Here is a 20,264-nt window from a genome sequence, read left to right on the forward strand (position 1 = left end):
GTTGGGATCCGAACCTGAACTGGCAGTGGCCGAGGACGTAGCCCGGCGCGTAGCCCTGCTCGACTGGGCTGAAAGCCATGACGTGGGCGCGCTGTGGTCGGCGGACGACGCCCGCTGGGCCACGCAGCAGGCGCGGGCCGAGGGCGCGGGGGACTTCCGCCTGGCACGCGCGCGCCACGCCGCGCAGCGCCTGGGCGAGCGCGACGACCGCCTGTCGGAGCTGCTGGCGCGGCGCCTGTGGTCGGGCAGCTGGGCCTGGGCCGCGCTGGCGGTGGGCCTGGCGCTGGGCCTGGGCATGGACCGGCTGGGCGGCCAGCAGCTGAACCTGCTGGCGTTGCCGCTGTGGGGCGTGCTGGCCCTGCAGGTGGTGGCCTACGCCGTGCTGCTGGCGCTGGCTTTCAGAAGGCCTCGCCATCCAGCCAGGGAGAGCCTCGCGCTGCGGCTGTGGACGCGCCGGCTGACGCCCGGCACCCGGGGCCGCGCCGGCCAGGCGCTGGCGCATTGGCTGCGGCTCAGTGCCCCGCTGCAGGCGGCGCGCGCCACGCTCCTGTGGCACCTCGGCCTGCTGGGGCTGAACCTGGGCCTCATCGCCGGGCTGTACCTGCGCGCGCTCGGCCTGGAGATCCTGATCGGCTGGGAAAGCACCTACCTCGACGCGGCCCGGGTGCAACGCCTGGCCGATGTGCTGCTGGCACCCGCCGCCTGGCTCACCGGCCTGGCGGTGCCCGACGTCGCCCCGCTGCGCCACGGCGCGCTGCAAGGTGCGAAGGCGCTCGCGGCCGACTGGCTGCACCTGCTGGCGGCCACGGTGGCGCTGGTCGCACTGCCGCGCCTGCTGCTGGTGCTGCGCGCGGGCCTGCGCAGCGGGCGGCTGGCGCGCGCCCTGCCCCTGCCGGTGGGCAGCGGCCCCAGCGACCTGCGCCTGCTGGTGGTGGACCCGCAGCGCCGCCTGGCCGGCAGCCTGCTGGGCGAGACCGGTGAACGGCTGTCCAGCCCCGAAGGTGACCGCCTGCTGGTGACGCTGGCCGACACCGCCCCGCAGACCGCACCCGCCCCCTGGCCCGCCCGCGCGCTGGCCCTGCTGGGCGCAAGCCCTGCCCCCACGCCCGTGTTCGACGTCTGCGTGGCGGCCGACAGCCTGCCCGCCGCCACGCCCGGCTGGCCGGCGCAGCGCCGCCAGTTGCGCGCGCTGGGCCCGCTGTGGCCGCCCGCCAGGCAGCCGGCCTGGCAGCGCCTGCTCGAGGCCTGGGAGGCGCCGCTGCGCGAGCGCGAAGGCCAGGCCCAGCAGGTCATGGCGCAGGCCCTGGCCACCCTGTGCCTGCAGCCGGTGCATCTGCCGGCCGACACCGAGCCCCAGGCTCAATTGCAAAAGGCGGTGGCGCAGCAGCTGCAGGTGCTGACCGGGAAGCTGCAACAGCTCTACGGGCACGACGCCGCCACCGGCAGCGCGCCGTCCAGCGGTGACCGCTGGCCGCACCAGGTCGTGCGCCCCCGTCCGGTGGTGCGCAATTCAGTGCTGGGTGGCGCCATCGCCGGTGCCGCCACGGGCCTGGGCGCCGACCTCGCCGCCGGCGGGCTGACGCTGGGCGCCGGCGCACTGATCGGCGCCGTGGCGGGCGGCGTCGCGGGCAGCGGGCTCACCGACTGGCTGAACCGGCGCCAGGGCCGGCGCACGACCTCGCTGCACATCGAGCTGGCGGACGCCGCGCCGCTGCTGGCCGGCGAGGTTCTGGGCGTGTGGCTGGCGCAGCTCGGGCTGCGGCTGCCGTCCGCACAGGTGCAGGCCGCGCTCGGCGCATCTGACTGGGTCGCTGCCTTGCGGGGCGACGCGGCCGACGTGCAGCTGCGGCTGAGGCAGCGGCTGGCGCAGGCCTGCGACGCATTGCTGCGGGACGCCGACGTGGCGGCCAGCACATGACGCCCAGGCATCGCCACGGCGCCCGCGCCATGCGGCTTGCGCTGGCGCAAGCGCGCGGGCCGGTCGAAGTGCTCGAATCGGCCTCCATGCCAACCTGGGGCGCCCCATGAAACTGACCTTCCTCGGCGCCGCCGACACCGTCACCGGCTCGCGCCACCTGCTGACGCTGGGCGAGCAACGCCTGCTTCTGGATGCCGGCCTGTTCCAGGGCTACAAGGCGCTGCGCGAGCGCAACTGGGGCCCGCTGGGCGCGCCGGCCACGCAGCTGGACGCGGTGCTGCTGTCGCACGCCCACCTGGACCATTGCGGCTACCTGCCCGCGCTGCGCCGCCAGGGCTTTCACGGCCCCATCTACGCCACCAGCGCCACGCGCGACCTGTGCGACGTGCTGCTGCGCGACAGCGCCCACCTGCAGGAGGAAGACGCCCGCCGCGCCAACCGCGACGGCTCCAGCCGCCACGACAAGGCACTGCCGCTGTACAGCGTGCGCGAGGCCGAGGCGACGCTGAAGCAGTTCGTCACCCTGCCTCGCGATGGCCGCCTGAAGCTAGGCGCCACCGACATCCGCTTCACACCGGCCGGCCACCTGCTGGGCGCCAGCTCCATCCACGTCAGCCAGGGCGGCCGCTCGCTGCTGTTCTCGGGCGACGTCGGGCGCGCGGGCGACCTGCTGATGCCCGCGCCGCAGGTGCCGCCGGCGGCCGACGTGGTGGTCATCGAGTCGACCTACGGCAACCGCCTGCACCCCGCGGAGGACGCCCAGGCCCGCCTCGGGCAGATCCTGCGCAACACCTTCAAGCGCGGCGGCTCGGTGCTGCTGCCCAGCTTCGCCGTCGGCCGCGCGCAGGCCCTCCTGTTGCTGCTGCAACGCCTGCGCCATGCCGGCGAGCTGCCGCTGGACGTGCAGATCTGGCTGGACAGCCCGATGGCCGAGCAGGCCACCGAACTAACGCTCAAGCATGCGCGGCTGCTGCGCATCTCCGCCAACGAGGCACGCGGCCTGACCGACCACGTGCGCTACGTGACCAAGCAGGCCCAGAGCCTCAAGCTCGCGGCAAGCCTGGCCGCGCCGCGGGCCCGGCCCGCCGTGGTCATCTCCGCCAGCGGCATGGCCACTGGTGGGCGGGTGTTGAACTACATCGAGACGCTGGCGCCGCAGGCCCGCCACCACATCGCCTTCCCGGGCTTCCAGGCCGGCGGCACGCGCGGCGCGCGCATGGTGGCGGGCGAGCGCGAGATCAAGATCCGCGGCCGCTGGGTGCCGGTGAATGCCGAGATCAGCCATCTCGACGGCCTGTCCGGCCATGCCGATGCGGACGGTCTGCTGCAGTGGCTGCGCGCCCTGCCGCGCGCGCCCGAACAGGTCTATGTCGTGCACGGCGAGCCGGCCGCCGCGGACACACTGCGCGGCCGCATCCAGGACGAGCTCGGCTGGCCGGTGCGCGTGCCGCAGCATGGCGAGACCGTCGCCTGGTGATGGCGGACCCCGGCCAGGCATTCGGCGTCTCCAGCGGGCTGCTCTTCGGGCTGGCCGCAGCGCTCGGCAGTGGCTTGCTGATCGGGCTGGAGCGGGAGCGCCACAAACGCCGCGGCACGCACCGCGAGCCCGCCGGCCTGCGCACCTTCACGCTGGCCGCGATGAGCGGTGCGCTGGCGCAGGCGCTGGACGTGCCCGGCCTCGTCCCGGTCGGCGCGCTGGCCATCACGGCGCTGGCGGCGATGGCCTACCTGCGCAGCCGCGGCCCGGGCCGCGGGCTGACGACCGAGGTCGCGCTGCTGGTGACCTACCTGATCGGTGCGCTGTGCGTGACGGCCCCGCTGCTCGGCTCGCCCGCCGCCATCGTGATGACGGCGCTGCTCGCCGCGCGCACGCGTCTGCACCGCTTTGCCACGCAGGTGCTGCGCGAGGAGGAGTTGCACGACGGCCTGCTGCTCGGCGCACTGGCGCTGGTGGTGCTGCCGTTGATGCCGCAAGAGCCGCTGCCCTGGCTGCGGGCATGAAGGCGCATTCGCTGCTGGGCCTGATGTTGCTGCTGCTGGTGCTGCAGGCGGTGGGCCATGTCGCGCTGCGGCTGGCCGGGCCGCAGGCGGGGCTGGCGCTGTCGGGCCTGTTGTCGGGGCTGGTGTCCAGCACCGCCACCATCGCCGCCATGGGCGCACGGTCGCGCACCCAGCCGGGGCTGACGCTGGCTTGCGCGGCCGGCGCCGTGATGTCCACCTGCGCCACCTGGCTGCAGGCGCAGGTGATGCTTTTCGCGATGGCGCCCCAGGCCGCCATGACGGTGCTGCCGGTGTCGCTGCTGGGCATGGTGCTGTGCGGCGGCCTGGGCTGGTTGCTGGCGCGGCGTTCGCACCGGCTCGAACACGCGGCGCAGGCCGCCGCCAGCCCGGACGGCCGGCGCGGCCCGCTGCGGTTGCGCGAGGCGCTGCTGCTGTCGCTGATGCTCAGCGCTGTCGCCGTGGCGGTCAGCTGGGCGCGCGAGCATTTCGGCACCTCGGGCCTCTATGGCGCCGTGGCCCTGACCGCCCTGGCCGACGTGCATGCCCCCATCGCCTCGCTGGCTGGCCTGCAGGCGGCGGGCAGCATCAGCGCGGCCCAGGTGCTGCAAGGTCTGCTGCTGGCCTTTGCCTGCAACAGCGCCACGCGCGGCATCACGGCCGTATCCGCCGGGGGTTGGGGCTTTGCGCGCTATGTGGTGCCTGCGCTGGCGCTTCCGCTGGCGGTGGGCGTGGGCCTGGCGACCGTGCTGGCTGGGGCCCGCTGATGACGCGCGCTCCGATCACCCCGGCCCGCGTCGTGTTCCAGGACGATGCGCCGCCGTTCGCGCCCGACTTCGGCGACATCTATCACGCCCGCGCCGGCGCGCTGTCGCAGGCCCGCCATGTCTTCGTGGCCGGCAACAGGCTGCCGGGCCGCTGGCAGGGTCGCGAGCGCTTCGTCGTGCTGGAGACGGGCTTCGGCCTGGGCAACAACTTCCTCGCCACCTGGGACGCCTGGCGGCAAGACCCGGCACGCTGCGAGCGGCTCGTCTTCGTCAGCGTCGAGAAGCACCCCCTGCGCGGCGACGACCTGGCCCGTGCGCACGCGGCGAGCGCCTTGCCCGAGCTGGCTGCTCAATTGATCGAGCGCTGGCCACCGTTGACGCCCGGGCTGCACACGCTGAGCTTCGAGGGCGGCCACGTGGAGCTGCTGCTGGGCCTGGGTGACGCGCGCGAATTGCTGCGTGAGCTGGTGCTGCAGGCCGATGCGATCTATCTCGATGGCTTCGCGCCGCAGCGCAACCCCGAGCTGTGGGACGAGTGGCTGCTGAAGAGCCTCGCCCGCCACGCGGTGCCCGGCACGACGGCGGCCACCTGGAGCATCAACCGCCCGATGCGCCGGGCGCTGGCGTCGCTGGGCTTCGAGGTCGAGCTGGCGCCAGGTTTTGCCGACAAGCCGGAGATGACGGTCGCCCGCTTCGCGCCGCGCCACCAGCCGCAGCGACCGGCGGCCCGCGAGCCGCTGGCGCCGGCCGCGAAGCGCGCCGTCATCCTGGGCGCGGGCCTGGCGGGCGCGGCCTGCGCGCTGGCGCTGTCGCGCCAGGGCCTGGCCTGCACGGTCGTCGACGCCCTGCCCGGCCCGGCGCAGGCCAGCTCGGGCAACCCGGCCGGCCTCTTCCACGGCACGGTCAACCCCGACGATGGCCCGCATGCCCGCTTCAACCGCGCCGCCGCGCTGGCCACCCAAGGTCTGCTGGCCGAGCTGGGCCTGCCGCACCAACGCGGCCTGCTGAGGCTGGAGACGCGGTTGCCGCTTTCCACGATGCAAGGCGTGCCCGGCTACGTGCAGGCCTTGTCGGCCGACGAGGCCTCACGGATGGCCGACACGGACCTCAGGCATCCGGCCTGGTTCTATCCCGGTGGCGGCGCCCTGGACCCGGCGGCCTACACGCGCGCCATGCTGGCCGCGAGCGGCGCCACGCTGCGGATGGCCACGCCCGTGGCCGCGCTGCGCGAGGCGCCCGGCGGCTGGCAGTTGCTCGATGCTGCCGGCGGCGTCATCGACGAAGCCGCCCTCGTCGTGCTGGCCGGCGGCCACGGCCAGCTGCCGCTGCTGGGCGAGCTGGCCGGCGACCTCGTCGTGCAACGCGGCCAGCTCAGCCACCTGGCCGACGCGCCCTGGTGCCCCGGCCTCCCGATCGCCGGCGACGGCTATGCGATCGCTGACGGCCGCGGCGGCGTGTGGTGCGGCGCGACCGCGCAGGACGGCGACCTGGACCGTGCGCTGCGCGAGGCCGACCAGTCCGGCAACCTGATGCGTTATGCGCGCCTGGCCGGCCTCGCTGCCGCGCCGCAGGCACCGCTGGCCGGCCGCGTCGGCTGGCGCCTCATCGCCGCCGACCGCCTGCCGCTGATCGGCGGGCTGGCCGCGCCCGGCCCGCGTGCCGAGCAGCTGCGCCTGCAGCCGCGCCGGCCGGGCCTGGTCGTCTGCACGGCCTTCGCGTCGCGCGGCATCGGCTGGGCGGCGCTGGCGGGCCGGCTCGCGGCAGCGCTCGCCGTGGGCAGCCCCCGGCCCCTGGAGGCGGAACTGCTGGATGCCGTCGATCCGCTACGCTTTGCATTGCGCCGGCAACGCCGGAGCGGGGCCTGAAGAGGTTCGCCCAACTATTGCCGGTTTGCCCCGCTCATCATGCGGTCGTGGTGCGAGCGGCACCGGCACACTGCGCGGTGTTGCCGGATCGACCGGCGTTTTTTGCGATGGAGACGACAACATGTTCGGTTCTGGCAGCGGCCCGCAACGGCTGAAAGTGGCACTGGGCATCGTGCTCGGCGTGGTGACGTTAGGGGCCGGCATGGCGCTTTCCGGCCTCGGCGACAACGCCGGCTCCGCCAAGACCTGGCTGATCGGCAGCCTCGTGCTGACCTGGCTGGTGGGCTTGTACGCGCTGCTGGCCGGCGGCGGCTCGGGCGGCAGCCTGCACGCCGCCACCGAGGCCGCCGAGGCGCTGGCCCGCTTCGACCTGACCCACCCCATTCCCAACGGCGGCAGCGACGAGGTCGGCCGTTTGCTGACCGCGCTCGACGGCACGCAGCGCTCGCTGCAGAAGCTCATCGGCGAGGTGCGCGGCGCCGCCGACAGCATCGGCACCGCCAGCGCCGAGATCGCCACCGGCAACCTGGACCTGAGCCAGCGCACCGAGCAGACCGCCAGCAACCTGCAGAACGCCGCCTCGTCGATGTCGGAGCTGACCGGCACCGTCAAGCAGACGGCCGACGCAGCGATGACGGCCAACCAGCTCGCCAGCTCGGCCGCCGCGGTGGCGCAGCGCGGCGGCGAGGCGGTGTCCCAGGTCGTCGCGACGATGGACCAGATCAGCCACAGCTCGCGCAAGATCAACGAGATCATCGGCACCATCGACGGCATCGCCTTCCAGACCAACATCCTGGCGCTGAACGCTGCGGTGGAAGCCGCGCGTGCCGGTGAACAGGGCCGCGGCTTCGCGGTGGTGGCCGGCGAAGTGCGGCTGCTGGCCCAGCGCAGCGCCGAGGCGGCCAAGGAGATCAAGAGCCTGATCAGCGCCAGCGTCGAGCGCGTGGACTCCGGCACCCAGCAGGTGCAGGCCGCGGGCGCGACGATGACGGAGATCGTCGCCAGCGTGCAGCGCGTGACCGACATCATTGGCGAGATCAGCGCCGCCGCCCGCGAGCAGAGCGAAGGCATCGGCGTCGTCAACGGCTCGGTCGTCCAGCTCGACCAGATGACGCAGCAGAACGCCGCACTGGTGGAGGAATCGGCCGCCGCTGCCGAGAGCCTGCGCGAGCAGTCGGCGCGCATGGCGGAGGCCATCAGCGTGTTCAAGCTCGGTGGTGCAACGCACCGCCCGGCCCCGGCCCCTGCCGTGACGTTCAAGCCGATGGCGACGCCCAAGCCGCCGGCCGCTCCCAAGTCCCTGGCCAAGCCCGCCAGCACGCCGCCCGCACCCCGCCCGGCCGCCCAGGCCAAGCCAACACCCGCGCCAGCACCCACGCCGCGCCCCGCACCCGCCCCGGCCGCCGAGGCCGATGGGGATTGGGAAACCTTCTGACCGCCACAAGGCGCAGCTGCAAGCCGGGCATTGCCCGGCTTTCTTTTTGCGGCCTCGGCCCGCTCGCTCAGTCGTCCGCAGGCGCGCCGGTCGGCGCTCCTTCGGTGTAGCTGGCCTTGCGGCCGCGGGCCGGATACCACACGTCGCGTTCCACCCACAGCGCCAGTCGGCCGGCGCGCTCATTGCGCTGCTCGCGCAACCACGCCAGCACGGTGTCGTCCAGGCCATAGACGCCATCGCGCTCCGCGCGCAACGCGTCGGCCCGGCGGCGGCGCAGCAGGCTGGCCGGAACGGGCGCGCCGAGCGCCGTGGCCAGGTCTTCGAGGGCGAGCCAGCGCTGCCGTTCGACACCGTCCTCCAGCACACGGATGCGATGCCCCTTGAATTGGTAGAAGCGGCCCTGCACGGGACGGAACGCGAGCCAGCGCAGCGCCAGCCAGGCGGTTTCGCCCAGCGCCATCAGCTCCGACGCCAGCACGCGTGCCCACAGCATCAGGCTGACGAGCAGCCCGGCCCAGCCGCCGATCCACCACAGCAGCGCGCTCACGCCGCCGCACACCGCAAGCTTCAGCAGCGACGCACGCCACCAGTGATGGCGCTCGTGCGCCGCGGCATCGAAGCCAAGCCGGGGCGGCGGCCGGCGAGCTGGCGTCAAAACGTCAGTGTCTTCACACCGCCAGCGCCACCGAGCAGGCAGACCTGCGCCTTGTGGCGGGCGAACACGCCGACCGTGACGACGCCGGGCCATTGGTTGACCTCGGTCTCGAAGGCCAGCGGGTCGGTGATGACGAGGCCGGTCACGTCGAGGATGTGGCCGCCGTTGTCGGTGACGACGCCGGCGCGCAGCGTGGCGGAGCCACCGAGTGCGGCGAAGCGGCGCGTCAGCTGCGCCGCGGCCATCGGGATGATCTCGACCGGCAGCGGGAACTTGCCCAATGCCGGCACGAGCTTGGATTCGTCGGCGATGCAGACGAAGCGCTCGGCCAGGTCGGCGACGATCTTCTCACGCGTCAGCGCGGCGCCGCCGCCCTTGATCATGAAGCCGTTGGCGTCGATCTCGTCCGCGCCGTCGATGTAGACGGTCAGGCCGGTCACCTCGCTGGCGTCCAGCACGGGGATGCCGTGCCTGGCGAGGCGCTGCGTCGAGCGCTCCGAGCTGGACACGGCGCCCGCCACAGCGATGCCGCTGGCGGCCAGCGCGTCGATGAAGCAGTCCACCGTGGAGCCGGTGCCGACGCCGAGGACCTGGCCGGGGCTGACGTAGTCAAGTGCTGCGCGGCCGACGAGTTGTTTGAGCTGGTCTTGGTTCATGGCCGGGATTTTCGGGGATGGCCGGGTGAGGCAGTGGCAAGCGCCTTCAGCCGCGACGCTTCTGCACGGCGGCGGCCAGTTCACGCAGCAGCGGCTCGGTCTGGGCCCAGCCCAGGCAGGCATCGGTGATGGACACACCGGGCTTGAGGTCGGCGCGGGTCTGGCCCTCGGCCAGGTCTTGCCGGCCCGGCTGCAGGTGGCTCTCGATCATGACGCCGGTGATGCGTGCGTCGCCGCCCGCGATCTGGCCGGCCACGTCGCGGCCAACCTCGACCTGGCGCTCGTACTTCTTGCTGGAATTGGCGTGCGAGAAGTCCACCATGACCTGCTCCCGCAGGCCCGAGGCCTTCAGCGCGCCGCAGGCCGCGTTGACCGAGGCGGCGTCGTAATTGGGCGCCTTGCCGCCGCGCAGGATGACGTGGCAGTCCTCGTTGCCGCGCGTCTCGAAGATGGCGGCCGTGCCCATCTTGGTCATGCCCATGAAGGCATGCGGCGAGCTGGCGGCCAGCACCGCGTCGCTGGCGACCTTGATGCCGCCGTCGGTGCCGTTCTTGAAGCCGACCGGGCAGGAGAGGCCCGAGGCCAGCTGGCGGTGGCTCTGGCTCTCGGTCGTGCGCGCGCCGATGGCGCCCCAGGCGATCAGGTCGGAGATGTACTGCGGCGACAGCAGGTCCAGGAACTCGGTGCCGGCCGGCAGGCCCAGGGCGTTGACGTCCAGCAGCAGCTGGCGCGCCAGGCGCAGGCCCTCGTTCATGTGGAAGCTGCCGTCCAGCCGCGGGTCGTTGATGTAGCCCTTCCAGCCCACCGTCGTGCGCGGCTTCTCGAAGTACACGCGCATGACGACCAGCAGGTCGCGGCTGAGCTCATCACGCGCAGCCTTCAGCAGCCGGGCGTAGTCCATCGCCTGGTCGTGGTCGTGGATGGAGCACGGCCCGACGATGACCAGCAGCCGGTCGTCCCTGCCGTGCAGGATGGCGCTGATCTCCTGGCGGGCGCGCTCGACGAGCTCCAAGGTCGCGTCGGGAATGGGCAGCTCTTCGAGCAGCAGCGCCGGGCTGATCAGCGCGCGGACGGCGCCGATGCGGGTGTCATCGGTGCGTGTGGTGTCGCGCGTCTCATCGCGGGAGCCGGCTTCGCGGTCGTGGTGGGGGTCGTCCAAAGGTTTCATCATGCAGGCTCCAGGAAGCCCGCCATTTTCACCGCTTGCCGGCGGCCGCGCGCGCCGCGAGCGCGGCGAGTGCGAAACCGGCCGCGACATGCCGCCTGCGACGTGAGGGCGGCACCGGCTGAGAGAATCGCGGGCTATGCCGCTGATCCCCTACGCCCTTGCCCGCCCCTTCCTCTTCGGCCTGGACGCCGAGCACGCCCACGAGCTGACGCTGAACAGCATCGCCAAGCTGCAGAACACGCCGCTGCAGGCGCTGTGGTGTGGCGAGCGCGTGAGCGACCCGGTGACCGTCGCTGGCCTGCGCTTTCCCAACCGCGTCGGCCTGGCTGCCGGCCTGGACAAGAACGGCCACTGCATCGACGGCCTGGGCGCGATGGGCTTCGGCTTCATCGAAGTGGGCACCGTGACACCCAAGGGCCAGCCCGGCAACGACAAGCCGCGCATGTTCCGCCTGCCCGAGGCCAACGCGCTGATCAACCGGCTGGGCTTCAACAACGAGGGGCTGCAGAGCTTCATCGCCAACGTGAAGCGTGCCCAAAGCTTCCGCAAGGCCGGCGGCATCCTGGGCCTGAACATCGGCAAGAACGCCGCCACGCCCATCGAGAACGCCGGCGACGACTACCTGCTCGGCCTGGAGGGCGTGTTCCCTCATGCCGACTACATCACCGTCAACATTTCCAGCCCCAACACCAAGAACCTGCGGGCGCTGCAGAGCGACGCCGCGCTGGACGCGCTGCTCGGCACGCTGCAACGGCGCAAGCAGCACCTCGAAGCACAGGCCGGCCGGCGCGTGCCGATGTTCGTCAAGATCGCACCGGACCTGGAGGAAGACCAGGTCGGCGTCATCGCGCGGACGCTGCAGGCCAACGGCATCGATGGCGTCATCGCCACCAACACGACCATCGCGCGCGACAAGGTGCAGGGCCTGGCCCATGCCGGTGAGGCCGGCGGCCTGTCCGGCGCGCCGGTCTTCGAGGCCAGCAACCGCGTCATCCGCCTGCTGCGCGCGGCGCTGCCGGCCGACTATCCCATCATCGGCGTGGGCGGCGTGATGAGCGGTGCGGATGCACGCGCCAAGATCGAAGCGGGCGCGAACCTCGTGCAGGTCTACACCGGGCTCATCTACAAGGGCCCGGCCCTGGTCGGCGATTGCGCCAGGGCGCTGGCCAGGCGCTGAATTTGCCCCGAGTGGCCATGCGCCTTCTCACCACCCTCGCCCTCAGCGCCGCGCTGCTGGCCGGCTGCGCCACCCCGGACCGCGACGCCCGCCTGCAACCCGGCGTCAGCCGCAGCGAGCACGTCATTGCCCTGTACGGCCAGCCCAAGCGGGTCTGGCCGGAAGCCGACGGCGGCCGCACGCTGGAATATTCCACCCAGCTTATGGGGCGGCACTGCTACATGGTGCGCCTCACGGCGGACGACCGCCTGGTCGCCATCGAAGACGGCCTGTCCGCTGCCAGCCGCGCCCGCATCGAGCCTGGCATGACGCCCGAGCAGGTCAGCCGCATCCTGGGCACGGAGCGCAGCCGCGTCTTCTTCCGCCAAAGCGGCGAGGATGTCTGGGACTGGACCGTGGAGCCCGACCAGACGGGCTACGGCCTGCGCTTCAACGTCTACTTCAAGGACGGCCGCGTCGTCCGCGCCGGCCACAGCATGGTATTCCCCAGCCGCCTGTTCCCCGGCATGGGCGACTGACCCGGGCTAAGAAAACGCCCTGGGGCTTGTGGCACCAGGGCGAGATGGAGAGATTCACTTCGCACGGGATCGTGAGATCCCGCGTGTCAACGTCGATCAGAAGTCGCGGCGGCGGCGCGAAGCGACGAAACCGATGATGCCGAGGCCGGCGCCCAGGAGGGCATAGGTCTCGGGTTCCGGCACAGCGGTGACTTGCGAGCCGATGAGGTAGTTGGTCGCCTTGGTGGCGCCGCCCAGGACGGTGTAGTAGTAGCTGCCAGCGCCCAGGGTCACCGTGTTGGTGCCGCCAAAGGTCCAGGCACCGATGCCGACGTCGTCAGCCGTACCGAACGTGTTGTCAGCGCCGTACGAATACAGGCTGTAGGCGCCACCGATGATGCCGCCAAAGCCCAGCACGCCGCTTTCCACGCTGGAAGCAGTGCCCAGCGAGAACGAGTATGTGTCGAAGACCGCGCCAGCAGCGACGGCAGTCGAAGCAGACTCGAAGGAGTCATGCGTGCCCCAGTCCCACGAAGCAGCTTGGCTGCTTAGTGCGGTAAATGCCGCGACGGTGGCGGCAACGATTTTCAGTTTCATGTGTGTAGCTCCTGACTTGTGACGGTCAAGCACAACCGCCGGAAACTATTGTGCAGTGCAACCAAACGGTAGGAAGTCTCGAACACCCTTCGCCCTAGGGGTGTCTCCTCATTTACTTGTACCTTCTTGTAAGGACATGCCCCGGCCTTGTCAGAACTGCACCAGCAAGGCGCTGCTTGTCACCAACTTCGTGATTCAGTCGATCGCGAGCCGCAGCACCTTCTGCAAGCCCTCGACAGCCTTGCCCTTGCGCGCCCGCTTGCCGGCGTAGGCAGCAAGCGACTGGTTCTTCAGCATTTCTTCGCGTGGCTTGGCGCCACGGCCGCTGCCGTGGACCCGCAGCTGCGTCGTGAAGCAGGCGATGGACAGCAAGCTGTCCTTGGCTTCGAGATCCATCAGCATCAGGCCCTTGCCGCCCTTGGGCTGATGCTTGAGTTCATCGAGCGGGAAGCTCAGCAGCCGGCCTTGCGCGCTCAGGGCGCCGAGTTGCAGTGCGACCGCGTCGCCGGGCACCGCCGCCAGCAGCGGAGTCTCGCCGTCGTCCAGCGCGAGGAAGGTCTTGCCGGCCTTCTGGCGCCCCACAAGGTCACCGACCTGGGCGATGAAGCCGTAGCCGGTGCTGCCCGCAAACACCAGGCGCTGCGCAGGCGCGGCGGCGACGTAGTGGGCGATCTGCGTGCCGCTTTCCAGTTCGATCATGGTCGTGATGGGCTGGCCGTCGCCGCGGCCGCCGGGCAGCGTCGACACGGGCACCGAGTACACCCGGCCGTTGCTGCCGACGACGATGAGCGGGTCGACGCTGCGGCAACGGAAGGCGCCCCACAGGCCGTCGCCGGCCTTGAACGTCTGCGCGCCGACGTCGACCTCGTGCCCCTTGAGCGCCCGCACCCAGCCCTTCTGGCTGACGACGACGGTGACCGGCTCGTCGATGATCTTGACCTCCGCGACGACGCGCTTGTCGGCCTGGATCAACGTCCGGCGGTCATCGCCGTACTGCTTGGCGTCGGCCTCGATCTCCTTGATGACCGTGCGGCGCAACGCCGCCGCCGAGCCCAGGATGTCTTCCAGCTTGGCGCGCTCGTCGCGCAGCTTGGAAAGCTCCTGTTCGATCTTGATGGCCTCCAGGCGCGCCAACTGGCGCAGCCGGATTTCGAGGATGTCCTCAGCCTGCCGGTCGCTGAGGTTGAAGCGTGCGATCAGCGCCGCCTTGGGCTCGTCCGACTCCCGGATGATCCGGATCACCTCGTCGATGTTCAGCAGCACCAGCTGCCGGCCCTCCAGCACGTGGATGCGGTCGTTGACGTGGGCCAGGCGGTGCTCGGTACGGCGGCGCACCGTCGTCTGGCGGAAGCCCACCCATTCGACCAGCACCTCGCGCAGGCTCTTCTGCGTCGGCCGGCCGTCGTCGCCGATCATGGTCAGGTTGACCGGCGCGCTGCTCTCCAGGCTGGTGTGGGCCAGCAGCGCATTGATCAGGTCCTGTTGTTCGACGGTGCGGCTCTTGGGCTCGAAGACGATGCGCACGGCCGCGTCCTTGCTGGACTCGTCGCGCACGCCGTCCAGCACGGCCAGCAGGCTGGCCTTGAGTTGCAACTGCTCGGCCGTCAGCGTCTTCTTGCCGGCCTTGACCTTGGGGTTGGACAACTCCTCGATCTCTTCCAGCACTTTCTGTGCGCTGGTGCCGTGCGGCAGCTCGGTGATGACCAGCTGCCACTGGCCGCGGGCCAGGTCCTCGATCTTCCAGCGCGCCCGCAGCTTGAGGCTGCCGCGGCCCGAGACGTAGGCCGCGCGGATTTCTTCCGGCGCGCTGATGAGCTGGCCGCCTCCCGGGAAATCCGGGCCGGGCAGCAGCTCGAACAGCGCATCGTCGGCCAGCTTGTCGTCCTTCAACAATGCGACGGCCGCGGCCGCGACCTCGCGCAGGTTGTGGCTGGGAATCTCGGTCGCCAGGCCCACGGCGATGCCGCTCGCGCCGTTCAGCAGCACAAAGGGCAGGCGCGCGGGCAGCTCGACCGGCTCCTGCGTCGTGCCGTCGTAGTTGGGACGGAAGTCCACCGTGCCTTCGTCGATCTCGTCGAGCACGAGACGGGCGATCGGGGCCAGGCGCGCTTCGGTGTAGCGCATCGCCGCGGCGCCGTCGCCGTCGCGGCTGCCGAAATTGCCGTGTCCGTCGATCAGCGGGTAGCGCAGCGAGAAGTCCTGCGCCATGCGCACCAGCGCGTCGTAGACCGACTGGTCGCCGTGCGGGTGAAAGCTGCCCAGCACGTCCCCGACGACCTTGGCGCCCTTGACCGGCTTGGCGCCCGAGTTGCCGCTCCAGCCCAGGCCCAGCCGGTGCATGGAGTACAGGATGCGGCGCTGCACGGGTTTCTGCCCGTCGGCATAGGAGGGCAGCGCGCGGCCCTTGACGACGCTGAGCGCGTATTCGAGATAAGCCTGCTGGGCATAGGCGGCCAGCGTCAGCGCGTTGCTGTCGTCGCCGCCGTCGGTGGGGCCGGAAAAATCGATGGTGGTCTGGGAACTCATGGGTGCAGGGTCAGTCGCTGCGCGCGGGCCGGCTGGCCCTGCTGCAGCAAGGCCCAGTACAGCTCGAGGACGAGTTGCACATGGGCCTGGGTTTCTTCGATGTCGGGCACGCGGTTGCCGGCGCGGCGCACCGCGCCCTCACCGGCATTCCAGGCGGCCAGCGCCGCATCGATGCGGCCGAAGCGGCGCAGCAGGTCGGCCAGCATGCGTGCACCGGTGTGGATGTTGATGCGCGGCTCGATGAGCCGCGCGGCGTCGGCCGGCGTCGCGTAGCGGCTGGCCGTCTCAGGGGTGATCTGCATCAGGCCGGTAGCGCCACGAGGCGAGACGGCATTGCGCTGGTAGCCGGACTCGACGGCGATGATGGCCTTCAACAGATCGGCGTCCACGCCATGCTGGGCGGCGGCCTCGCGCAGCCAGGGCTGCACGGCCTTCACTTCGGGTGCGATGTCCAGCCAGTTCAGCAGCGCCAGCCCGGCGTCGGCCTTGCCCGGCACGCGCTGCATGCCGACCCCGCCCAGCACGGGTGTGTAGCGCGCATCGAGCTGGCGCGGCGCGAAGTGCGCGACGCCGCCGGCATCGACAAAGCCCCACAGCTCGGCCCGCGCGGGCAGCGCGAACACGAGCAGCAGGAGCAGCAACGCCCTCATGCGACCTCCAGCCCCAGCGCCACGCGGGCCTGGTATTCGCGGTCCAGCAGCGACATGACGATCAGCGAGTCGTAGCCGTCGGCGCCGTCGATGGCCAGGCGCACGCTTTCACGCAGGCAGCCTTCTTCGACGAAGCCTTCGCTGCGATACAGCTCGAAGGCACGCCTGTTCAAGGCCTTCACGTCCAGCCAGAAGCGGTGTGCCTTGAGCTGCGTGAAGGCCATCGCCTTCAGCTGCCGCACCGCCGAGCGCCCCAGCCCGCGGCCCTTGGGCTGCAGCACCAGCCGCTTCAGCTCGACCGAGCCGTTGGGGTTGCGGCAGCCCTGCAGGATGACGAAGCCGATGCGCTCCAGCGCATCGCCTTCCTCGAGGATGAAGTGCCGCGAGTCCGGAAAGCGGATGGCGCCTTCATGCTGCGGCCGCTCCCAGGGCGTGATGAACGGCAGGTTGGCGCCGTCGCGCTCGACCGACACGACCCAGTCGAGGTCGGACAGCATGGTCGGACGCAGGCGCAGGCTCATGCGCAGCGCGCCGCCGTGCAGCCTGCCGCGCCTCGGGCATCGGGGGTCGCAGGTGAAGGGCGCAGGTCCGGGGCGTTCATCAGGCGCGGGATTGTGCAACGCTTTGAACCGCGCCCCGCCGGGCGCCCCGCCCTCAGTTGCCGCAGCCGAGGCTGGCGATGCGGTCGTGCGCCGCCTTGGCCTGCACGAGGCCGTTGCCGTAGTGGTCGTCGCGACCCACGGCGCCAAGGTCGGCGGCGCTCTTGTTCAACGACGCGCGCAGCTGCGGCGCCGTGCAGCCCGGGTGCAGGCTCCAGACCAGCGCCGCCACCGCCGACACATGGGGCGTCGCCATCGAGGTGCCGTTGTAGGCCGCGTAGAGGTCCGGCAGGCCGAAGACCGCGACGCTGGCGCTCTGGCCCAGTTGGCCCAGCATGGCCGCGCCATCGGCCTGCGTGGCGCCGACGGACGGTATGGCCGTCACCGTCTCGCCCAGCGTGCCGGCCAGCTCGCCGGTGGTGTTGTTGTAGACGACCGCGCCGACGCCGCCACTGTTCTGGCAGTTCACCACCTTCTCGGCGAAGCTGATGCTGCCGCGCTGGATCAGGCAGACCTTGCCGCTCATGCTGCCGGGCGTGGCCGCGTCGCCCAGGCCGAAGTCGGCCAACGCGCCGCTGGCGCCGACGCGCGGCGAGCCGTCCATGGCTTGCACGGTGACGGCGCTGCCGCCCACGTTCAGCGACGCGCCGGTCTGGCTGAAGGCCGGCACGGTGGACAGCACGCCCACGCCGGGTGCGGCGATCTCGACGTCGGCGTTGAACTGCGAGAAATCGGCGACCAGCTTGTTCGAGTCGACCGCGGCGACGGACACGACCTCCGGGAAGCCGGCCGGATAGGACACCGTGTTGTCGCCGTCGTTGCCCGCCGCAGCGACGAGCAGGATGCCCTGCTTGGCCAGCCGCGCCACCGCGCGCGCCTCGACGCGGCTGCCCACCGATCCGCCCAGCGACATGCTGATGACGTTGGCGCCGTTGCGCCCGCAGTTCAACATCGCCCGGGCGATGACGGCGTCGCTGGCGCTGCCGCTGGCGTCGAACACCTTGGCGATATGCAGGCCGAGGCGGCCGGAGGGCGCGACGCCGAGCACGCCGACCGCGTTGTTCAGCGCGGCGATCGTGCCGGCGACATGGGTGCCGTGCGAGTTCTCGTCGGTGTTCCACGCGCCCGACTTGGTGAAGTTCTCGCCCGTCATCGGCACGCCGGCCAGGTCTTCATGCCTGCCGTCGACGCCCGAATCGACGATGCACAGGCGCCGGTTGCCCGATTGGGCGTCGGAGAGCTGGTCGGCCTGCACCATCGCAATGCCGTAGGGCTGCACCTGGGCCTGGGAGCCGGCGGCCCGCACGCCGCGGGTGCCGAGCACATGGCGCTGGACCGGCGCGTCGACGAAGTCCACCTTGGCATGGGCGGCCAGGGCCTTGGCCGCACCGCGTGGCATCGTGACGACGAGGGCGTCGATCTCCGACAAGTCCTCGACGACACGGCCGCCGCCGCGGCTGACTTCGGCGCGCACCGCGCCGCCGCTGTTGGCCTTGTGGCCGACGATGAGCTGGACTTCATCCTTCCCGGCGAAGGCCGACGACACGGCGGCGCTCAGGCAAAGGGCGGCAAGGCAGCGGGGGATTGAGGACTGACGCATGGCAGCTCCTGTTTTGAGGTGAAGCCATTCTTCGCCCCGCCGGGCCGCGTCAACAGAGGGAAGCCCCGCCCCCTAGCCTGGGGCGGGATCAGGCGCGTCAGACGTCGACCTCGACGGAGTCGCCGTGCAGCTCCATCAGCTCGCGGCGCGACGCGGCCTCGCCCTTGCCCATCAGCTTGTTGAAGGCCTCCACCGTGGCGGCGAAGTCGAGCTGGCCGTATTCGACGCGCGACAGGCGGCGCGTCTCGGGGTTCAGCGTGGTGTCCCACAGCTGCTCGGCATTCATCTCGCCCAGGCCCTTGAAGCGGCTGATGCTCCAGGAGCCCTCGCGGGCGCCTTCCTTGCGCAGCTTGTCCAGCGTCGCCGTCAGCTCGCCGTCGTCCAGCGCGTAGAGCTTGGCGGCGGGCTTCTTGCCGCGCGCCGGCGCGTCGACACGGTACAGCGGCGGGCGGGCGACGAACACGTGGCCGGTCTCCACCAGCTTGGGGAAATGGCGGAAGAACAGCGTGAGCAACAGTACCTGGATGTGCGAGCCGTCCACGTCGGCGTCCGACAGGATGCAGACCTTGCCGTAGCGCAGGCCGGAGAGGTCCGGGCTGTCGTTGGGGCCGTGCGGGTCCACGCCCAGCGCCACCGAGATGTCGTGGATCTCGTTGTTCTTGAACAGCAGGTCGCGCTCGACCTCCCAGGCGTTCAGCACCTTGCCGCGCAGCGGCAGGATGGCCTGCGTCTCCTTGTCGCGGCCCATCTTGGCGCTGCCGCCGGCGGAGTCGCCCTCGACGAGGAAGACCTCGTTGTGCAGCAGGTCGCGGCTCTCGCAGTCGGTCAGCTTGCCCGGCAGCACGGCCACGCCGGAGCCTTTTCGTTTTTCAACCTTCTGGCTGGCGCGTTGCCGGGTTTGTGCCTGCTTGATGACCAGCTCGGCCAGCTTCTTGCCGTGCTCCACATGGTGGTTCAGCCACAGCTCGAAGGCCGGCTTCACATAGGCCGACACCAGCCGCAGCGCGTCGCGCGAGTTCAGCCGCTCCTTGGTCTGGCCCTGGAACTGCGGGTCCAAAACCTTGGCGGACAGCACGAAGCTGGCGCGCGAGAACACGTCGTCGGGCATGAGCTTCACGCCCTTGGGCAGCAGCGAATGCATCTCGATGAAGCCCTTGACCGCGCCGAACAGGCCGTCCTTCAGGCCGGATTCGTGCGTGCCGCCCGCCACCGTCGGGATCAGGTTCACATAGCTCTCGCGCAGCGGCGCGCCGTCCTCCGTGAAGGCCACGCACCAGGCGGCACCCTCGCCTTCGGCGAAGTTCTCGCTCTCGCCGGCGGTGGCGAAGCCCTCGCCCTCGAACAGCGGGATCAGCGGGTCGCTGTTCAGCGACTGCGCCAGGTAGTCACGCAGGCCGGCCTTGTACAGCCAGGTCGTCGTCTCGTTGGTCTTCTCGACCTTCAGCGTCACTGTCACGCCCGGCATCAGCACGGCCTTGGAACGCAACAGATGAACCAGTTCGTGACGCGGCAGCTCGGCGCTTTCGAAGTACTTGGCCTCGGGCCAGACGCGCACCGTGGTGCCCTGCTTGCGGTCGCCGCTGGCGGCCGGACGGGTGACGACCTGCTGCTTCACGTCGCCGTGCTCGAAGGCGATGCCGGCCACCTGCTTGTCGCGCCAGACGGCCACTTCCAACCGCTTGGCCAGCGCATTGGTGACGGACACGCCCACGCCGTGCAGGCCGCCCGAGAAGCTGTAGGCGCCGCCCGAGCCCTTGTCGAACTTGCCACCGGCATGCAGCCGCGTGAAGACGATCTCGACGACCGGCACGCCTTCATCCGGGTGCAGGCCGAACGGGATGCCGCGGCCGTCGTCGGCGATGGACACCGAGCCGTCGACATGCAGGGTCACGTCGATGCGCTTGCCGAAACCGCCGAGCGCCTCGTCGGCGGCGTTGTCGATGACCTCCTGGATGATGTGCAGCGGGTTCTCGGTGCGGGTGTACATGCCCGGCCGCTGCTTGACGGGCTCCAGCCCCTTCAGGACACGGATGGAGGCTTCGCCATAAGCGGCAGGCGACTGGGACGGATTGGAAGACGGACGGCTCGACATAGGGGCGCGATTCTATGGAGGCGCTCCGGCTAGGATTCGCGGCCCCCTGGATGCCGAGCTCCTT

General features: G+C 71.2%; 17 protein-coding genes. 8 read left to right on the forward strand and 9 right to left on the reverse strand.

The genetic code is table 11. From position 1 onward, the window contains the following. Position 1: 1 nt before the first annotated feature. The 6 genes from ASD35_RS20520 to ASD35_RS27740 all read left to right on the forward strand — a co-directional run bounded on the left by ASD35_RS20520 (position 2) and on the right by ASD35_RS27740 (position 7,983). Entirely contained in the window at positions 2-1,918 is a 1,917-nt protein-coding gene (locus tag ASD35_RS20520; RefSeq protein WP_157275679.1) for a DUF3482 domain-containing protein, read from the forward strand. A gap of 106 nt (positions 1,919-2,024) precedes the next feature. Next, positions 2,025-3,395, forward strand: a complete 1,371-nt coding sequence (locus ASD35_RS20525; protein WP_056876802.1) for an MBL fold metallo-hydrolase RNA specificity domain-containing protein — start codon at positions 2,025-2,027, stop codon at positions 3,393-3,395. After that, on the forward strand, positions 3,395-3,919 hold the full coding sequence (locus ASD35_RS28190; RefSeq protein WP_056876803.1) for an MgtC/SapB family protein: 525 nt from the start codon (positions 3,395-3,397) through the stop codon (positions 3,917-3,919). Before ASD35_RS20525 ends, ASD35_RS28190 begins: the two co-directional genes overlap by 1 nt. Further along, the gene (locus ASD35_RS28195; protein ID WP_056876804.1) at positions 3,916-4,683 is read left to right on the forward strand and encodes a DUF4010 domain-containing protein; all 768 of its coding nucleotides are present in this window, start codon (positions 3,916-3,918) and stop codon (positions 4,681-4,683) included. The genes ASD35_RS28190 and ASD35_RS28195 overlap by 4 nt, the downstream gene beginning before the upstream one ends. Beyond that, the gene (gene mnmC, locus ASD35_RS20540) at positions 4,683-6,548 is read left to right on the forward strand and encodes an FAD-dependent 5-carboxymethylaminomethyl-2-thiouridine(34) oxidoreductase MnmC (protein ID WP_056876805.1); all 1,866 of its coding nucleotides are present in this window, start codon (positions 4,683-4,685) and stop codon (positions 6,546-6,548) included. Before ASD35_RS28195 ends, mnmC begins: the two co-directional genes overlap by 1 nt. Positions 6,549-6,669: 121 nt before the next feature. After that, entirely contained in the window at positions 6,670-7,983 is a 1,314-nt protein-coding gene (locus tag ASD35_RS27740; RefSeq protein WP_056876806.1) for a methyl-accepting chemotaxis protein, read from the forward strand. Positions 7,984-8,050: 67 nt separating this feature from the next. On the opposite strand, the gene ASD35_RS20550 is transcribed toward ASD35_RS27740, so the two are convergent. The 3 genes from ASD35_RS20550 to ASD35_RS20560 are packed head-to-tail and all read right to left on the reverse strand — an operon-like array spanning position 8,051 to position 10,462. Next, positions 8,051-8,638, reverse strand: a complete 588-nt coding sequence (locus ASD35_RS20550) for a hypothetical protein (protein ID WP_056876807.1) — start codon at positions 8,636-8,638, stop codon at positions 8,051-8,053. Continuing rightward, complete coding sequence (rpiA, locus tag ASD35_RS20555) at positions 8,635-9,294, reverse strand: ribose-5-phosphate isomerase RpiA (protein ID WP_056876808.1); 660 nt, start codon at positions 9,292-9,294, stop codon at positions 8,635-8,637. The genes ASD35_RS20550 and rpiA overlap by 4 nt, the downstream gene beginning before the upstream one ends. A gap of 46 nt (positions 9,295-9,340) precedes the next feature. After that, on the reverse strand, positions 9,341-10,462 hold the full coding sequence (locus ASD35_RS20560) for a 3-deoxy-7-phosphoheptulonate synthase (RefSeq protein ID WP_056877451.1): 1,122 nt from the start codon (positions 10,460-10,462) through the stop codon (positions 9,341-9,343). Positions 10,463-10,598: 136 nt separating this feature from the next. On the opposite strand from ASD35_RS20560, the gene ASD35_RS20565 reads away from it, so the two are divergent. Then, positions 10,599-11,639, forward strand: coding sequence for a quinone-dependent dihydroorotate dehydrogenase (locus tag ASD35_RS20565; protein ID WP_056876809.1), 1,041 nt, complete (start codon positions 10,599-10,601; stop codon positions 11,637-11,639). Between the two features lie 17 nt (positions 11,640-11,656). Beyond that, the gene (locus tag ASD35_RS20570) at positions 11,657-12,157 is read left to right on the forward strand and encodes a hypothetical protein (RefSeq protein ID WP_056876810.1); all 501 of its coding nucleotides are present in this window, start codon (positions 11,657-11,659) and stop codon (positions 12,155-12,157) included. Positions 12,158-12,253: 96 nt separating this feature from the next. Here ASD35_RS20570 and ASD35_RS20575 read toward each other — a convergent pair whose 3' ends face one another. The 6 genes from ASD35_RS20575 to ASD35_RS20600 all read right to left on the reverse strand — a co-directional run bounded on the left by ASD35_RS20575 (position 12,254) and on the right by ASD35_RS20600 (position 20,200). Next, the gene (locus tag ASD35_RS20575) at positions 12,254-12,733 is read right to left on the reverse strand and encodes an FxDxF family PEP-CTERM protein (RefSeq protein ID WP_082580310.1); all 480 of its coding nucleotides are present in this window, start codon (positions 12,731-12,733) and stop codon (positions 12,254-12,256) included. Between the two features lie 195 nt (positions 12,734-12,928). Further along, positions 12,929-15,259: a DNA topoisomerase IV subunit A gene (gene parC, locus ASD35_RS20580; RefSeq protein ID WP_056876812.1), complete on the reverse strand. Its 2,331-nt coding sequence runs from the start codon at positions 15,257-15,259 to the stop codon at positions 12,929-12,931. Then, the gene (locus tag ASD35_RS20585) at positions 15,256-15,909 is read right to left on the reverse strand and encodes a lytic transglycosylase domain-containing protein (protein ID WP_157275680.1); all 654 of its coding nucleotides are present in this window, start codon (positions 15,907-15,909) and stop codon (positions 15,256-15,258) included. The genes parC and ASD35_RS20585 overlap by 4 nt, the downstream gene beginning before the upstream one ends. Beyond that, on the reverse strand, positions 15,906-16,430 hold the full coding sequence (locus ASD35_RS20590) for a GNAT family N-acetyltransferase (RefSeq protein ID WP_056876813.1): 525 nt from the start codon (positions 16,428-16,430) through the stop codon (positions 15,906-15,908). The genes ASD35_RS20585 and ASD35_RS20590 overlap by 4 nt, the downstream gene beginning before the upstream one ends. A gap of 133 nt (positions 16,431-16,563) precedes the next feature. Next, a complete protein-coding gene (locus ASD35_RS20595; protein WP_056876814.1) occupies positions 16,564-18,108 on the reverse strand; it encodes a S8 family serine peptidase in 1,545 nt (514 codons plus the stop codon). Positions 18,109-18,205: 97 nt separating this feature from the next. Further along, positions 18,206-20,200: a DNA topoisomerase IV subunit B gene (locus tag ASD35_RS20600; protein ID WP_056876815.1), complete on the reverse strand. Its 1,995-nt coding sequence runs from the start codon at positions 20,198-20,200 to the stop codon at positions 18,206-18,208. Positions 20,201-20,264: the final 64 nt, after the last annotated feature.

It is taken from the genome of Pelomonas sp. Root1444, from assembly GCF_001426885.1.
In the GTDB taxonomy this organism is placed as follows: Bacteria; Pseudomonadota; Gammaproteobacteria; order Burkholderiales; family Burkholderiaceae_C; genus Pelomonas.

Bases quoted from the DNA above. Each gene is read 5' to 3' on its own strand.
- ASD35_RS20565 (WP_056876809.1), top strand. From the start codon at position 10,599: ATGCCGCTGATCCCCTACGCCCTTGCCCGCCCCTTCCTCTTCGGCCTG.
- rpiA (WP_056876808.1), bottom strand. From the start codon at position 9,294: ATGAACCAAGACCAGCTCAAACAACTCGTCGGCCGCGCAGCACTTGAC.
- ASD35_RS20595 (WP_056876814.1), bottom strand. From the start codon at position 18,108: ATGCGTCAGTCCTCAATCCCCCGCTGCCTTGCCGCCCTTTGCCTGAGC.
- ASD35_RS20575 (WP_082580310.1), bottom strand. From the start codon at position 12,733: ATGAAACTGAAAATCGTTGCCGCCACCGTCGCGGCATTTACCGCACTA.
- ASD35_RS20590 (WP_056876813.1), bottom strand. From the start codon at position 16,430: ATGAGCCTGCGCCTGCGTCCGACCATGCTGTCCGACCTCGACTGGGTC.
- mnmC (WP_056876805.1), top strand. From the start codon at position 4,683: ATGACGCGCGCTCCGATCACCCCGGCCCGCGTCGTGTTCCAGGACGAT.
- ASD35_RS28190 (WP_056876803.1), top strand. From the start codon at position 3,395: ATGGCGGACCCCGGCCAGGCATTCGGCGTCTCCAGCGGGCTGCTCTTC.
- ASD35_RS20600 (WP_056876815.1), bottom strand. From the start codon at position 20,200: ATGTCGAGCCGTCCGTCTTCCAATCCGTCCCAGTCGCCTGCCGCTTAT.
- ASD35_RS20525 (WP_056876802.1), top strand. From the start codon at position 2,025: ATGAAACTGACCTTCCTCGGCGCCGCCGACACCGTCACCGGCTCGCGC.
- parC (WP_056876812.1), bottom strand. From the start codon at position 15,259: ATGAGTTCCCAGACCACCATCGATTTTTCCGGCCCCACCGACGGCGGC.
- ASD35_RS28195 (WP_056876804.1), top strand. From the start codon at position 3,916: ATGAAGGCGCATTCGCTGCTGGGCCTGATGTTGCTGCTGCTGGTGCTG.
- ASD35_RS20570 (WP_056876810.1), top strand. From the start codon at position 11,657: ATGCGCCTTCTCACCACCCTCGCCCTCAGCGCCGCGCTGCTGGCCGGC.
- ASD35_RS27740 (WP_056876806.1), top strand. From the start codon at position 6,670: ATGTTCGGTTCTGGCAGCGGCCCGCAACGGCTGAAAGTGGCACTGGGC.
- ASD35_RS20560 (WP_056877451.1), bottom strand. From the start codon at position 10,462: ATGAAACCTTTGGACGACCCCCACCACGACCGCGAAGCCGGCTCCCGC.
- ASD35_RS20585 (WP_157275680.1), bottom strand. From the start codon at position 15,909: ATGAGGGCGTTGCTGCTCCTGCTGCTCGTGTTCGCGCTGCCCGCGCGG.